The sequence below is a fragment of the Phytoactinopolyspora mesophila genome (assembly GCF_010122465.1).
Taxonomy (GTDB): Bacteria; Actinomycetota; Actinomycetes; order Jiangellales; family Jiangellaceae; genus Phytoactinopolyspora; species Phytoactinopolyspora mesophila.
The window spans coordinates 1,025,010-1,038,374 of record NZ_WLZY01000001.1 but is presented as its reverse complement, the minus strand read 5'-3'; the positions used below and the strand labels follow the sequence as shown (position 1 = coordinate 1,038,374).

General features: G+C 66.6%; 8 protein-coding genes. 4 read left to right on the top strand and 4 right to left on the bottom strand.

The window, feature by feature from the left end; genetic code table 11:
• The first annotated feature begins 39 nt into the window (after window positions 1-39).
• From F7O44_RS04640 to F7O44_RS04630, 3 genes are all read left to right on the top strand, one after another.
• Window positions 40-261 carry a helix-turn-helix domain-containing protein gene (locus F7O44_RS04640; RefSeq protein ID WP_162448949.1) on the top strand — a complete coding sequence of 74 codons (222 nt, stop codon included), beginning with the start codon at window positions 40-42 and terminating at the stop codon, window positions 259-261.
• A 296-nt stretch (window positions 262-557) separates the two neighbouring features.
• The gene (locus tag F7O44_RS04635) at window positions 558-2,495 is read left to right on the top strand and encodes an ABC transporter transmembrane domain-containing protein (RefSeq protein WP_162448948.1); all 1,938 of its coding nucleotides are present in this window, start codon (window positions 558-560) and stop codon (window positions 2,493-2,495) included.
• Between the two features lie 32 nt (window positions 2,496-2,527).
• Window positions 2,528-3,223 carry a hypothetical protein gene (locus tag F7O44_RS04630; RefSeq protein ID WP_162448947.1) on the top strand — a complete coding sequence of 232 codons (696 nt, stop codon included), beginning with the start codon at window positions 2,528-2,530 and terminating at the stop codon, window positions 3,221-3,223.
• Window positions 3,224-3,402: 179 nt separating this feature from the next.
• Here the strand turns inward: F7O44_RS04630 and F7O44_RS04625 are convergent, their stop codons facing one another.
• From F7O44_RS04625 to F7O44_RS04610, 4 genes are all read right to left on the bottom strand, one after another.
• The gene (locus tag F7O44_RS04625; protein ID WP_162448946.1) at window positions 3,403-8,544 is read right to left on the bottom strand and encodes a DNA repair ATPase; all 5,142 of its coding nucleotides are present in this window, start codon (window positions 8,542-8,544) and stop codon (window positions 3,403-3,405) included.
• A gap of 7 nt (window positions 8,545-8,551) precedes the next feature.
• On the bottom strand, window positions 8,552-10,561 hold the full coding sequence (locus tag F7O44_RS04620; protein WP_162448945.1) for a flotillin family protein: 2,010 nt from the start codon (window positions 10,559-10,561) through the stop codon (window positions 8,552-8,554).
• Window positions 10,562-10,604: 43 nt separating this feature from the next.
• A complete protein-coding gene (locus F7O44_RS04615) occupies window positions 10,605-11,237 on the bottom strand; it encodes a YqiJ family protein (RefSeq protein ID WP_162448944.1) in 633 nt (210 codons plus the stop codon).
• 125 nt (window positions 11,238-11,362) lie between these two features.
• A complete protein-coding gene (locus F7O44_RS04610; protein ID WP_162448943.1) occupies window positions 11,363-12,163 on the bottom strand; it encodes an SURF1 family cytochrome oxidase biogenesis protein in 801 nt (266 codons plus the stop codon).
• A 30-nt stretch (window positions 12,164-12,193) separates the two neighbouring features.
• Between F7O44_RS04610 and moaA the strand changes: the two genes are divergently transcribed.
• On the top strand, window positions 12,194-13,183 hold the full coding sequence (gene moaA, locus F7O44_RS04605; RefSeq protein ID WP_162448942.1) for a GTP 3',8-cyclase MoaA: 990 nt from the start codon (window positions 12,194-12,196) through the stop codon (window positions 13,181-13,183).
• Window positions 13,184-13,365: the final 182 nt, after the last annotated feature.

Here is a 13,365-nt window from a genome sequence, read left to right as displayed (position 1 = left end):
GGTCCTCTGTCAGAAGAACAACGAAAACGGGGAGGACGCGTGGCCGACAAGTTGGTGAAAGGCGCGCGGATCAGCGGAGGGCAGCGTGACAAGCTCGCCACTGACCTGAAGAAGCAGTACGAAGGCGGTAGGAGCATCCGCGAACTCGCATCGGAGACCGGACGCTCTTATGGCTTCGTCCACCGGCTACTATCCGAGTCGGGAGTAGCACTTCGTGGACGTGGTGGAGCTACACGCGGCAAGGCTCGAAAGAAGTCTTGACGGCTCGCGTCTAATCGATCCGCGCTGAAAGTGGCTTTGGGCTTTCCGGGGACGGGCCCGGATGGCCGGGGTATTCCTGACCCGGAAAGCCCAAAGCGCAAATTGGTAGGCCGCCACGTCTAAGAGATGGCGGCCTGCGTGCGCGACCTATGAGTCACAATTCCATGCCGTGGAAGAATCCTGCTCGTCAGCACGTTGTCCTAGCGGGCGTATTGAGCTTGCTCCTGCCGAGGCACTCAGAGCTTCGAGGTGGCGGCTGACGCCGGAGCGTCGGCAGACGAGGAGGTCGGGTATGGATGGCTATGGGTGGTAGTCCGATGGGCGGGGCCTGGATGGCGTCGCGTTCGTTCTCACGGGACCGCAGCGTCGTCGAACGGCGTCTGGCTCGGGGGACAACCAAACGGATCATGAGCTACGCGCGGCCGTACCGTCGCCAGATCGCGATCTTCCTGACCACCACTGTCGCCTCGGCGGCGAGCGCGGCCGCGGTACCCCTGCTGCTCAAGGTGCTGATCGACTCTGGCGTGGTTCCCGGCGAGCGCAGCGTCGTCGTGTGGGCCGCGCTGGCGGTAGCCGGCTTGGCACTCTTCGACGCGATCATGAACCTCATCGGGCGGTGGATGTCGGCCCGGGTGGGGGAAGGGCTCATCTTCGACCTCCGGCGACAGGTCTTCGATCACGTCCAGCGGCAGCCCATCGCCTTCTTCACGCGTACCCAGACGGGGTCCTTGGTGTCCAGGCTGAACTCTGACGTCGTCGGCGCTCAGCAAGCCTTCACCGGGACGTTGTCGCAGGTGGTCAGTAACTTCGTCACCCTGGTTCTGGCGCTCGGGGCCATGCTGGTGCTGTCCTGGCAGATCACGATCGTCGTCCTGGTCCTGGTCCCGCTGTTTCTGCTTCCGGCCCGCTACATCGGCCGCAAACTGGCGGATATCTCGCGCGAGTCGATGCAGCTCAACGCCAACATGAGCCAGACCATGACGGAGCGTTTCAACGTCTCCGGCGCGCTGCTGGTGAAGATCTTCGGCCGCTACCACCGAGAGAACGAAACCTTCGGACAGGCCGCGGCGCGAGTCCGTGACATCGGCGTGATCCAAGCGCTGTACGCGAGGTACTTCTTCATCGGACTGACCTTCCTGGCGTCGTTCGCCACGGCCATCGTGTACGGTATCGGCGGCTGGCTGACCATCGACGGCGCCTTGGAAGTGGGCACGCTTGTCGCACTGGCCGCCTTGCTCACCCGCCTCTACGGCCCTTTGACGGCGTTGTCCAATGTTCAGGTCGACATCATGACCGCACTGGTCAGTTTCGAGCGCGTCTTCGAGGTCCTCGACCTCAAACCGATGGTGCAGGACAAGCCCAGCGCTCAACCGCTGGAGGTGCGGTCCGCCGCCGATCAGGAGCCCCGAATCTCGGTCGAGTTCGACGACGTCCGGTTCCGCTACCCAGCCGGAGACGACGTCTCGTTGGCCTCCCTCGAGTCCTTGGCGCGTCCGGCCGGAAACGGCGCCGACGAGGAAGTGCTGCGGGGTGTCTCGTTCCGGATCGAGCCGGGCCAGATGGTCGCGCTCGTGGGTCCGTCGGGAGCGGGGAAAACGACCATCACCCATCTTGTCTCGCGGCTGTACGACCCGACCGGGGGCGTGGTCCGGGTCGGCGGGCGCGATGTGCGCGATATCACCCTCGAGTCGCTGCACGACGTCGTCGGGGTGGTCACCCAAGACGCCCACATGTTCCACGACACGATCCGGGCCAACCTCGCCTACGCACGGCCCGAGGCGGGGGACGAGCAGTTGCACGCCGCCCTGCGCTCCGCTCAGATCCACGACCTGGTGAACTCACTGCCGGACGGGCTGGACACCGTCGTCGGCGATCGCGGATACCGGCTGTCGGGCGGTGAGAAACAGCGGCTGGCTATCGCGAGGCTGCTACTGAAGTCGCCCCACGTGGTGGTCCTGGACGAAGCGACGGCGCACCTCGACTCCGAGTCTGAGCTCGCGGTGCAGCGTGCCCTGAAGACCGCGCTGACGGGCAGAACGTCACTGGTTATCGCGCATCGACTGTCCACGATCCGGGATGCCGACCTGATTCTGGTCGTCGACGACGGCCGCGTCGTGGAGCGGGGCACCCATGAACAGCTGCTGAGGGCGGGTGGCCTGTATTCCGAGCTGCACCGGACGCAGTTCGCATCGCAGCGAACCGATGGCGTGGACGTGCCGTCGAGCGCCCGATGAGGTCTGAGGGCTGGTTCCGTATGGTGGGGAGTATGCGACGATTTCGCCGCCTCGTACTGCCAGCCGGAATGGTGCTGACGCTTGCCGTGGCCTCCTGTGGTTCGGATGACGATGCGGCTGACGCGCCGTCGCCCACCGCCGAGAACACCGATGTCGCACCTGAGAACGATGTGCCGGGTGACGACGAGAACGCCGGCGCCGAGGACGACGACGCTGCGGACGGCGACGGCGACGGCGACGCTGATGGTGTGGACGAGGGCGGCGAGGCCGAACCCGAGAACGGAACCGCGGACGACGATCCCGCCGAGGACGATCTCGACGAAGCCCCGCGTGGGGGAGGCGCTGTACCCGGGTCGTGCCCTGAGGAGGTCCTGGAGGCCGGCGCGGACATCGCGACCCAATACGATCATGTCGAGGTCGGCCCGGTGGACGGGCTCGACGTGCTCACCTGCGAGTGGCGGGCAGCGGGTAACGGCATCGCGAGCGTTGAGGTGAGCTTCTCCAGCGAGCTGATCGGGATGGATCTGGCGGACGTCGAACACGCCGAGGAGGTGCGTGTCGGCGGCGTGGAAGGGCATGTCATGCACTCCGAGGAGGGCCAGGTGAACATGTTCCAGTTCCACACCGAGGGCCTGTTCATCACCGGTGGTTCGATCGATCTTGAAGACATCGAACCGGACGACGTCCTGGTGCTCGCCGAGGCCGCCATCGAAGCACTGGCCTCATAAGCCCAAAACCCTCCCCATCCCGCCCCGGTACGCCCAACACCCACCCGCCCCCGTTGATCATGGGCAGATGGCACCTATTCGAGCTCGAACAGGTGCCATCTGCCCATGATCAACAGAGATGCCGGGGGACGTTCCCCGAGCGGGTCGCGCCCGCCCGTAGATGATCGCTAGGGGATGGGTCAGTCGGCGTGGTGGCCCTTCGGGCGCTTGGCGCGGGCGCCCCGCGTCGACGGTTCGAAGGCCCGCTCGGTGACCTGCGCGATCGCATTCTCGATGCCGCCTACGCGATCGGCCAGCAGACCGATAGCGCCGACCGCCCGGCTCATCGGATCCTCCTCGCTTCCACCCAGCGCCTGCGCCCGGAGGAAACCGGCCTTCACCTCTTCCCACCGATCGGCCTGCTCCGGCGTCAACCGCCCGCGAAGCTCGGCCATCTTGAGCAGGTTGGCCTCCGCGCCCGAGGTGAGCGTCTGTGCCTCACCCACGTAATGGTCGTCGACCATCGCCTCGAGCTCGTCTTCGTTCATGACGGCGACTACCCGGGCGGCCATGGAGTTCATGTTCCGGTACGAGCCCTGAAGCTGGAACGGAGGCTCGGTGCGCCCCGCGTCCGACTGCGCGGCCGAGGCGATGTACGCCTGGTTGTTCATCAGGACGATCTCCTGCACACGCAGCATCTTGCGCAACACGGAGAGAATCTGCTCGAGCTCAACCGACGAGTACGGATGCGACAATTGGTCCGCCTGTGCTGACTCGTCACCCCGGGCCAGCCGGACGAGCAGGTCGATGTCGTCGCGGTCACGGCTCGCCACCGGCGCCAGCACCGGGTTCGCTGTGAGCGAGTTCTCGATGTAGCTCAGCGCGAACAGATCGTCGCGGCCGGAGAGCACATCACCCAGGTTCCACACATCGGCCCGGTTGGCCAGCATGTCCGGCACCCGGAACCGCTTGCCCTCCTCGGTGTACGGGTTACCCGCCATGCAGACCGCGAATCGTTTGCCCCGGAGATCGTACGTGCGGGTGCGCCCGTTCCACACACCTTCCATGCGGCGCTGGGCGTCACACATCGAGATGAACTTCTGCAGCAGCTCCGGATTGGTGTGCTGGATGTCGTCGAGATACAGCAACACGTTGTTGCCCATCTCGAGCGCCAGGTTGATCTTCTCGACCTCCTGCCGCGCGGTGGCGTTGGGCGCCTCCGCCGGGTCGACGGATGTGACGCCGTGCCCGAGCGCCGGACCGTTCACCTTGACGAACACCAATCCGAGGCGGCTGGCGACGTACTCCATCAACGTCGTCTTGCCGTACCCGGGCGGCGAGATCAGCATCAGCAGGCCGCTCTGGTCGGTGCGCCGGGAGTCGCCGGTGGTGCCCATCTGCTTGGCGAGGTTGTCGCCGATCAGTGGCAGATACACCTCGTCGAGGAGACGGTTGCGCACGAAGCCGCTCATGACCTGCGGTTTGTACTCATCGAGGCGCAGGACGTGCCGCTGCCGTTCGATGAGCGCCGCGCGTTGGCGCTGGAAGGCGCGATACGCCGGAATCCGCTCGGTGCGGAAACGCCGGGTGCGGGCGAGCAACTCATCGAGGCGGATATGCAGTGTGCGTTCGGTGATGCGGGGGTGGGTCCCGAGCAGGCCGGTCACGCTGGCGGACAGTGACGCCGCGGAGTCGTGGCGAGTGAGAGCAGCGCCGCAGAGCTCCAGCGCAATCGCCTCGGGAAGGTCCGTCGTCGGTGAATGCCCGCCGGGGACGTCGTTGGTCCCGGCCCCATCTTTGCTGCCAGTCTTTCCGGAGGCGGCGAGGAACGAGCTCAGCCAGGCGTGCACCAGCTGGTGACGGGCGGCCAAGTCCGATTCCAGTGCCCGGAGGTCGTCCTCGAAGGCCTGGCGGGACCCGCTGCCGGAACGCCGGCTCAGCGCGCGCCGGAACCCATCCAGCAGCTTCTTGGCGCCTGCGCTGGTGACGAATCCAGCGCCCGGGTCGGCCAGCTCTTCGAACAGGTACTCGCCGGCGAGGGCGATCTCACCGTCGTCGGATGCCAGGCCGACGGGACCGACGAAGGCATCGACGGCCTCCTGCAGCTCGGCGCACAGTGCGTCGATCGTGTCCGAGCGGTGGAACCGGAATGCGGCTCTGGCCTTGTGCAGGGACACCGCGCGCGTGGTCCAGCTCGATCTCGCGTCATCTCCCGCGCCGAACGCCCAGAAGAGCTGAGCCGCCGCGCGGGCTGCCGGCGGGTAACGCAGCAATCCGGCAGCGGCATGCAGCCGCAGCAGAGTCTCGAGGATCGCCGCGGCGTCGTGGTCGTGGACGCCGCGCTCGTAGCCCTCGTCGTAGCGGTTCTCCGCTTCCCGGCGCACCAGGCCCAGCAGGCCGTCGTCGGTCACAGCGGCTTCATGCAGCTGTTCGAGCGTCAGTCCGGACTCGTCGGCCCGGTCTTCGGCGGTAGCCAGGATAGATGCGGCGAGGTGCTCGGCGCGGTAGACCTCCGGCGACTCGGACACCAGCAGCTGATCCCAGAACGGCTTCGTCTTCTGGAACTCAGGATCCTCGACCGGGGTGTGGAAGTCGGTGCCGGTGACGGCGAAGACCATCTGACCGTCTTGGGGGACCAGCGTGAGGTCGGTCGGCTGGGTGTTGACCGCGAAGCGGTGCGGCCCGAACCGGATCGTCTCGCCGCCGTCGTCGTAGAGGTCCAGGCGGTCCCGGAGGGCCCGGCCGGCCTCCTGCTGTGCGGCCTTGATCCGGCCGTCGAGCTCCTCGGCCCGGACCTGGTCACCCAGCTCGCGGAGTTCACCAGCGACACTGCGCAGCCTGGACACCATGGCGTCGGAGGCGAAGTACGTGTTGACCTCTTCGACCGATCCCATGGAGGCGACCCGCCGCCGCACATTGGTGAGGATGCGTTCGGCGGAGTCGGCGAGCCGATCGGCGCGCCGGGTACGTTCGTCGACCAGGGCCTGCTTGCGCGACGAGAACGCCTCGTAGACGTCGTCGCGTTTCGTCTCCAGCTCGGCGAGGAAGTCGTCGAACTCGGAGAAGCGTGCCTCGAGGTTTTCGACCTGGAGCAGCAGCCTGCCGAGCTGGTCGTCGCATGCGTCCGGCGTGTTGGCCACCGCCAACGCGCCGGTGATGGCCTGTCCAAGCAGAGCGAACTCGGCAGCGAACTCGGCGCGTCCTTCGGTGGCGAGCAGGTCGCGCCGCCTGCCTTCGAGCGTGGCCCGGGCCCGGTTGAGCGCACCGAGCACCTCGCCGATCCGCTCCAGGATGGCGGTACGCATGGTCGCGTCGGCGATGTCCAGCGAGCCGATGACCTCGGTGACAGTCTCCAGCGCCTGCGACTGCTCGGCCAGTTTCTCGGCCACGCCGGTCGCGTCGGCCACGGACGGAATCGACTCGGCCTGTGCGACCAGCTGCTCGACTTCGTCGTGGTACCCGCTGAAGGCATCGTCGCGCTGCAGGAACTCGACCGCACGCTCGGCGGCGACTCCGAGCTCGTCGTCGAGGTTCGAGTCGAGCTCGTCGATGCGCTGCGGATCGATGTAGCGCATATCGCGCAACGTGACCAGGTGGCCCTTGGCTTGGCGCAGTTCGGCCAGCTGGGTGACCCAGGCCTGGGCGGACCGCGGAGCCTCTCCGCGCACCCGGCGAACCAGCGACGCGATATCCGCCGCTGCCTTCTCCAGGGCGGCGGTGGCTTGCCCAGTGAGCGCCTGGACGTTCTCGAACTCGTCGAGCACCTGCTCGGCGGTGGCGCGGATCTCCACAACGGGCTTGCGCAGATCGGAGAGGTCTTGCTCGCCGAGCCAGTGGTAGCTGTCGAAGGCCCGTGCACAAGCGGCGATGATCGCCTCGAACACCGCCGCCGACGGCGCCATCTCGCCGATCATCCGGGTGATCGATAGGCAGTCGGAGATACCCCGGACGAGCTCGGCGTTGCCCACCCGCTCCAGTGGCCCGGTGCCGACCGGCTGGGAGGCCGCATAGGTGTCGGACTGGAAGGGTGTCTGCCAGACCTGCAGTGGGTGTACGCGGGTCGGCTCCTCGGACGTGGCGCGCAGAATGACGAGCGTGCCGTCGTCGAACAGGGAGTATCCGTGGCAGGGGATCGGGTTGGCGACCTCTTTGCGGATCACGTTGTAGGGCAGCAGCAGGGTGCGGCCCTCGTCCCTGGCATGGAAGACGTACAGCACGTCTTCGCCGTTGGGGGAGCGGATGGTGCGTTTGAACTCGAGATCGGTGACGTCGGTCTCGAAAGTCCGGCTCTCACCGGTGCTGAGGTAGTAGCCACCGGGGAAGATGATGCCGTGGTCCTCGGGCAGCTCCAGACACGCCTGGCCGATGCCGTCGAGGCGCACCACACTCTTGGTCTGGATGTTGAAGACCAGGTGGCGCCAGGTGGTCTCGTTGTAAGGCCGGATCCGCAGCAGGATCAGAGCGCCGACCCGGGCATAGAACACATCCGCGTCGGCCAGACTCTGCAGCGGGTCCTCGACCGGCTCGCTGTAGACGCCTTCACCGCTCTCGGTGTTGTTCTCCACCTTGATGGTGAGCTGGCCGCCAGTGGTTTCCACGAACACGGCCCCGTCGATGGAGATGTGCGGGTACCGGCCGGTGACGTGGTCCTCGCGGGTGGTCTCGACCCACTCGAAGTCGTGTGAGCGCGGGAACGTGTTGTCGCGATCGCCACGGTTGTCCTGATACTCGATCGGACCCCCGGTACCCATCCGCCAGCGCAGTACCCGGGTGTCGTCGATGCTCGGTCCGGTCTGGAAGACGGCGAGCAGCTTGTCCTCGGTACGCCGAAGCTGTAGCAGCCGGGTCTCCCGGAAGTACCGGTACATGTCGGCGAAATCGCGCTGGAAGCGCTCAGCGTCGAACAGCCCTGGCAGCTCGCTCGGGTCGGCGTCGTCGAACCGGAACGCCGCGTTCCCGTCGTCGCCCGGCGCCCGGGAGAACTGGTGCACGGAGAAGACGTCGCCGACGCCGGTCTCAGGCTTCATCCCGATGAAGACGTTGTAGCCGAAGAGCATCAGCCCGCCGGCACCGTCAGCGCCGGGCAGTCCTAGCGACACGATGTCGCGGGGTACGCAGTTGTGCTCCGTGCGGATCCGTTCGGTGCCGATCAACTCCAGCTGGGTGCCGCCGAAGACCTCCAGGCGCTGCGCGTTGAGCGCTTCGGCGCGCCTGGAGAGTTCGGCGGCATGATCCCGGAGCCGGGTCCGGAGGACCTCGTACGTGCCGGCTTCCAGGCCGGCGTTCGGGTCCTCCGCGGTCTCGGCCGGTTCCGCGGGAGTTTCAGTCGCGGTCTCGGACACGTCGGCGTTACTGCTTCGAGCCGGTCAGGGCCGCGACAGGCTGATCGGCGAAGCCGAGGGTGCGGGCGGTGTCGAGCAGCTGCTCGAGCTTCGCCCGGTTCGGTCCGCCCTTGTTGATCAGCTGCATCAACAGCGCCGACACCGTGAGGTTCTTGAGATCCTCGGTGCCGACGGAGCCGACCAAGCCCATGATGTCCTCGATGACATTGGACGAGCCGTTCAACCAGGGCTCGGCGACGGTGCTCGCGACGTTGGAATGGTTGACGAAACCGTCAACGCCCTTGCCGAGCGAGATCGAGTTCATCAGCCGGTCGAAGAACACGCTCTCGCCGCCGACGATGCTGATGTCAGCCTGCTCCAGTCCGGTCGCCAGCACGCTGGCCTGCGCCTCGGCGACGTCGCGCTGGACGTTGAGCCCGGCCATCCGGACGTCCTTCTCCATTTCGAGGCGCAGCCGGAATTCTTCGTGCTCGCGGCTGGCTTCGTCGAGAGCGGCCATGGCGGCCGCCTTCTTGGTCAGACCCTCGGACTCGCCGGTGAGCTTCTCGCGGATCGCCTCGGCTTCGACGAGTGCCTTCTCGCGAGCCGCGGCCGCCTCGGCCCGGCCGACCTTCTCGATGACTTCGGCGTCGCGGTCGCGCACCTGAACGTCGGCCAGCCCGGCGGCGGCCGCTTCTGCCTGGGTTCCTTCAGCCAACCGGATCTTGGCCTGGGCATCGAGCTCGGCGGCCTGCTGGCGAGCCTCGGCGAGCGTGAGCTCTTCCTGTGCCCGGTGCTTCGCGGCCTGCTCGGCGGCTTCGGCAGCCTTGATGTCCTTGACCAGGTTCTCCTGGGCTTGAGCCTCGGCGGCAATCACCTTGGCCTGGCGCTCGCGCTCGGCCTCTTCGACCGTGCGGACCCGCTTGATGTTCTCTTCCTGCTCGGCAACGGTCTTGTCGACCGCCACCCGCTCGCGGACCACCTCGGCCACCGCGCGCTTCTCGGTCTCGACCTCTTTGGTCTTGGCGATCGTGGCGAGCTCGGTCTCGCGGTCGCGGGCGACGACCTCGAGCATCCGGTCCTTTTCGATCTTCTCGGTCTCGACGGCGACGACGCGCTGCCGGTTCAACTCGGCGACGGCGATCTCGCGGGCCTTGTTCTCGGTCTGGACGCCGACCTGCTCGTCGGTGCGGATGTTCGCGCTTTCGGCCTTGAGCCGCTCTTCGGCCTGGACCCGCGCGGTCTCGGCCTCTTCGCGAGCCCGCAGGGTGTCGACTTCGCGCTGCTGAGTGGCCTCGGCGTCGGCCTGGCGCCGCTCGAGTTCGAGGATGGTCTCGCGCGCCTCGACGTTCTGCCGGGTGATCTCCTTCTCGCGGCCACGCTCGAAGTCGTTGGTGCGGACGTGCTCCTGAGCGGTGAGCTCGGTGATCTTGCGAATACCCTGCGCGTCGAGGATGTTCTGGGTGTCGAGCTGCGACATGGGGGTCTGCTCGAGGAAGTCGATCGCCGCGTCCTCGAGGCTGTAGCCGTTGAGGTCGGTGCCGATGACCCGGATGATCTGGTCACGGAACTCATCGCGCTGGGTGTAGAGGTCGACGAAGTCCATGTGCTTGCCGACGGTCTTCAGCGCCTCGGAGAACTTCGCGTTGAAGAGCTCTTGCAGCGTGGTCTGGTCGCTGGCCCGCTCGGTGCCGATCGCCTGCGCGACTCGGATGACGTCCTCGACGGTCTTGTTCACCCGGACGAAGAAGGTGATCTTGATGTCGGCCCGGATGTTGTCCTGACAGATCAGGCCTTCATGGCCGGTGCGCTCGATGTCAATGGTCTTGACCGAGATATCCATGAACTCGGCCTTGTGGATGATCGGCAGCACGACCGCACCGGTGAAGGTGACGTCGACCCGCTTGACCTTGGAGATGATGAGTGCGCGGCCCTGTTCTACCTTGCGGAACAGCCGGGTGACCACGAAGATCACGCCGATGACCACGATCAGGATGACGGCCAGCAGCACGCCTAACCCGGTGGTAATGGTGTCCATCTATGCGTCCTTTGAGTGAATATCGGGAATGTCGAGGGTGCGGTCAATCGGTGAGTCGTCCGCCGGGATCGAGTTCGGCGGCGAACGGCGAGACCCAGAAGACCTCACCGTCGTAGTCGAATATCAGCGCGGTGCTGCCGTTGGTGAATTCATCCTGGCCGGTCTGCCGGACCTGGATGATGGCTGTGGAGCCGTCGTCGGCGGTGACTTCTGCTTGCCCGGTGCCGTCGTTGAGTGGGGCCGTCCGGATCACGCACAGGCGTCCGACGAAGTCGCTGTGCGACGACTCTCGGACCTGAGGGAGGGTGCGACGGACGAACATGACGACGAACGAGGTGATGATCCACGCGATTAGCACGGCCAGTGCGACGGCCACGATGCCGAGAGCTATCGCGGCCGGCGTAGGTACGTCGAGCTCGCCGATGACGACGGTCCCGACGAGCCCGGTGAACCACGCGAATGCGATGAGGAGGGAAAGGGCGACGGTGACGGGAACGCCATCGAGTTTGGCTGTGGCCAGCAAGTCGGTTCCGGTGCCCTCAGCCGCGTCGGCGTCGAACAAGTCGACGCCGAGACCACCCAGCAGGACGAGAACCCAGTAACCGATGACCACGACCAGCATGAAGCTGAACAAGACCGCAGGAAAGGTCAGAGCCGTGTCGATGAACTCGGACATCGGCAGGTCCCCCTCTCCCTCGGCCGGCCAGGCCACGGGGTCAGGAGTATATCCACACCCGGATGAGACGCGACCCGCGCACCCATGGCCGGGACCTATTGAACACATCACTCGCTATACGCGCGCTACAAGGCCGGTGTCCGTCCGGCTGTCTGCTGCTGCGACGGGTCAGCGCCGGGATCGGCCGGAGCCTCTGGCGCTGCGCCGGCGGCGTCGGGTTCGCGCCGGGCTCTTGCCTCTGTCCGGATCAGCAGGACGAAGCCCGTAATTCCGATGACGGCGAAGATGAACCATTGGATCGCGTAGGACAGGTGCGGCCCTGCGTCGGCGGTCGGCCCGGGAATGGCGATGAGATCGTCCTCCACCGGCTCGATTGCCTCGGCCCAGGCTTGATGCACGGGGTAGGGCAGGACCTCGGCGATCTCGGCGACGTTCACCGCCCGGAGCAGGCCACCGGCCGGATCGCCGGCCTCGCGGGAGTCTTCGGTGGAGCGCAGCCGAGCCAGGAGCTCGACGTCGCCCTCCTGTGGCGGCGGGACCTCGGGAATGTTCTCGTTGGACGTGAAGAACCCCCGGTCGACGAGGATGGCCTCGCCAGAGGACAGTACCAGCGGGGTGATCACATGGACCCCGCGCTGCCCGTCGAGGGGACGTAGCCTTAGCAGGAACTCATGGTTGGCGTCGTAGGTGCCGCGGACCTCGACGTGCCGCCACTCGTGGTCGGCATCGAATTCGGCGCCGGGGCTGGACAGCGTCTCGACCGGCACCGGTTCGGCGTCGGCGCTGGAGTGGATGACCTCGTTGCGCTCCGACCGATGTTCATTGCGGTCCAGCTGCCACAATCCGAGCCGTACGCACACCGCGACGAGCAGTAATCCGGCCAAGATCCGGATCAGCCACCGTCGTGTCACCATGAACCTGTACACAAATCGACCGTAGACCATAGCCTGGGGAACATGCTTGCTGACCGGTATGGGCGTATCGCGACGGATCTGCGCGTCTCGTTGACTGACCGCTGTAATTTGCGGTGCACCTACTGCATGCCGGAAGAAGGCCTGGCCTGGTTACCGAAGCCTGAGGTCCTCACCGACGAGGAAGTGGTTCGCCTGGTGGGCGTCGCGGTCGAGCGGTTGGGGGTGCGGGAAGTCCGGTTCACCGGCGGCGAGCCGTTGCTCCGGCGCGGACTGGTGGACATCGTCGCGGCCTGCGCCGGCTTGAAACCACGCCCGGAGTTGTCTGTCACCACGAACGCGGTCGGATTGACCCGCGTAGCCCAAGCCCTGGCCGACGCCGGCCTGGACCGGGTCAACGGCTCGCTCGACACGTTGAGTGCCGACCGATTCGAAAAGCTCACCCATCGGCGGCGCCTCGACGACGTGCTGGCCGGGCTGGCCGCGGCTGACGCCGCCGGGCTGGTGCCGGTCAAAGTGAACGCCGTGCTGATGCGCGACGTGAACGACGACGAAGCTCCTGACCTACTCACCTGGGCCCTCGACCACGGTTACGAGTTGCGGTTCATCGAACAGATGCCGCTGGACGCGCAGCATGCCTGGCGACGCGACGAGATGATCACCGCTGGCGACATCCTGGCCGCGCTTCAGCGCCATTTCGACTTGACGCCGGACAGCCCCGAAGAGCGAGGCAGCGCGCCGGCCGAGAAGTGGCTGGTGAACGGGGGGCCAGCGCGGGTAGGGATCATCGCCTCAGTCACGCGGCCGTTCTGCGGCACCTGCGACCGCACCAGGCTCACCGCCGACGGACAGGTCAGGACCTGCTTGTTCGCGCGTGACGAGTCCGATCTGCGTGGCGCCATGCGCGGCGGCGCAAGCGACGAGGAGCTGGCGGAGCGCTGGAAGGTCGCTATGTACGGCAAGGCCGCCGGCCACGGGATCGACGATCCCAGCTTCTTGCAGCCGTCCCGCCCGATGTCCTCGATCGGCGGCTAGCCCGCCCTCGCCCTCCCGGGCTCACCCGCTCTCGCCCTCCCGGGCTCACCCGCTCCTTGCCCACCCTCACTCTGCGTCTTGCCGCCCCCACCTTTCTCGGTGATCGTCAGTGGGTTGTGGTCGCGCAGAGGTGATCGTCAGGGGGGTGGGGGGGGGGGGTGGCGGCCCCCACCCACCGGAGA

What these genes read in the sequence shown, in the direction of transcription:
- F7O44_RS04635 (WP_162448948.1), top strand. Translation starts at nt 558, where the DNA reads ATGGCTATGGGTGGTAGTCCGATGGGCGGGGCCTGGATGGCGTCGCGT.
- F7O44_RS04630 (WP_162448947.1), top strand. Translation starts at nt 2,528, where the DNA reads ATGCGACGATTTCGCCGCCTCGTACTGCCAGCCGGAATGGTGCTGACG.
- F7O44_RS04620 (WP_162448945.1), bottom strand. Translation starts at nt 10,561, where the DNA reads ATGGACACCATTACCACCGGGTTAGGCGTGCTGCTGGCCGTCATCCTG.
- F7O44_RS04615 (WP_162448944.1), bottom strand. Translation starts at nt 11,237, where the DNA reads ATGTCCGAGTTCATCGACACGGCTCTGACCTTTCCTGCGGTCTTGTTC.
- moaA (WP_162448942.1), top strand. Translation starts at nt 12,194, where the DNA reads ATGCTTGCTGACCGGTATGGGCGTATCGCGACGGATCTGCGCGTCTCG.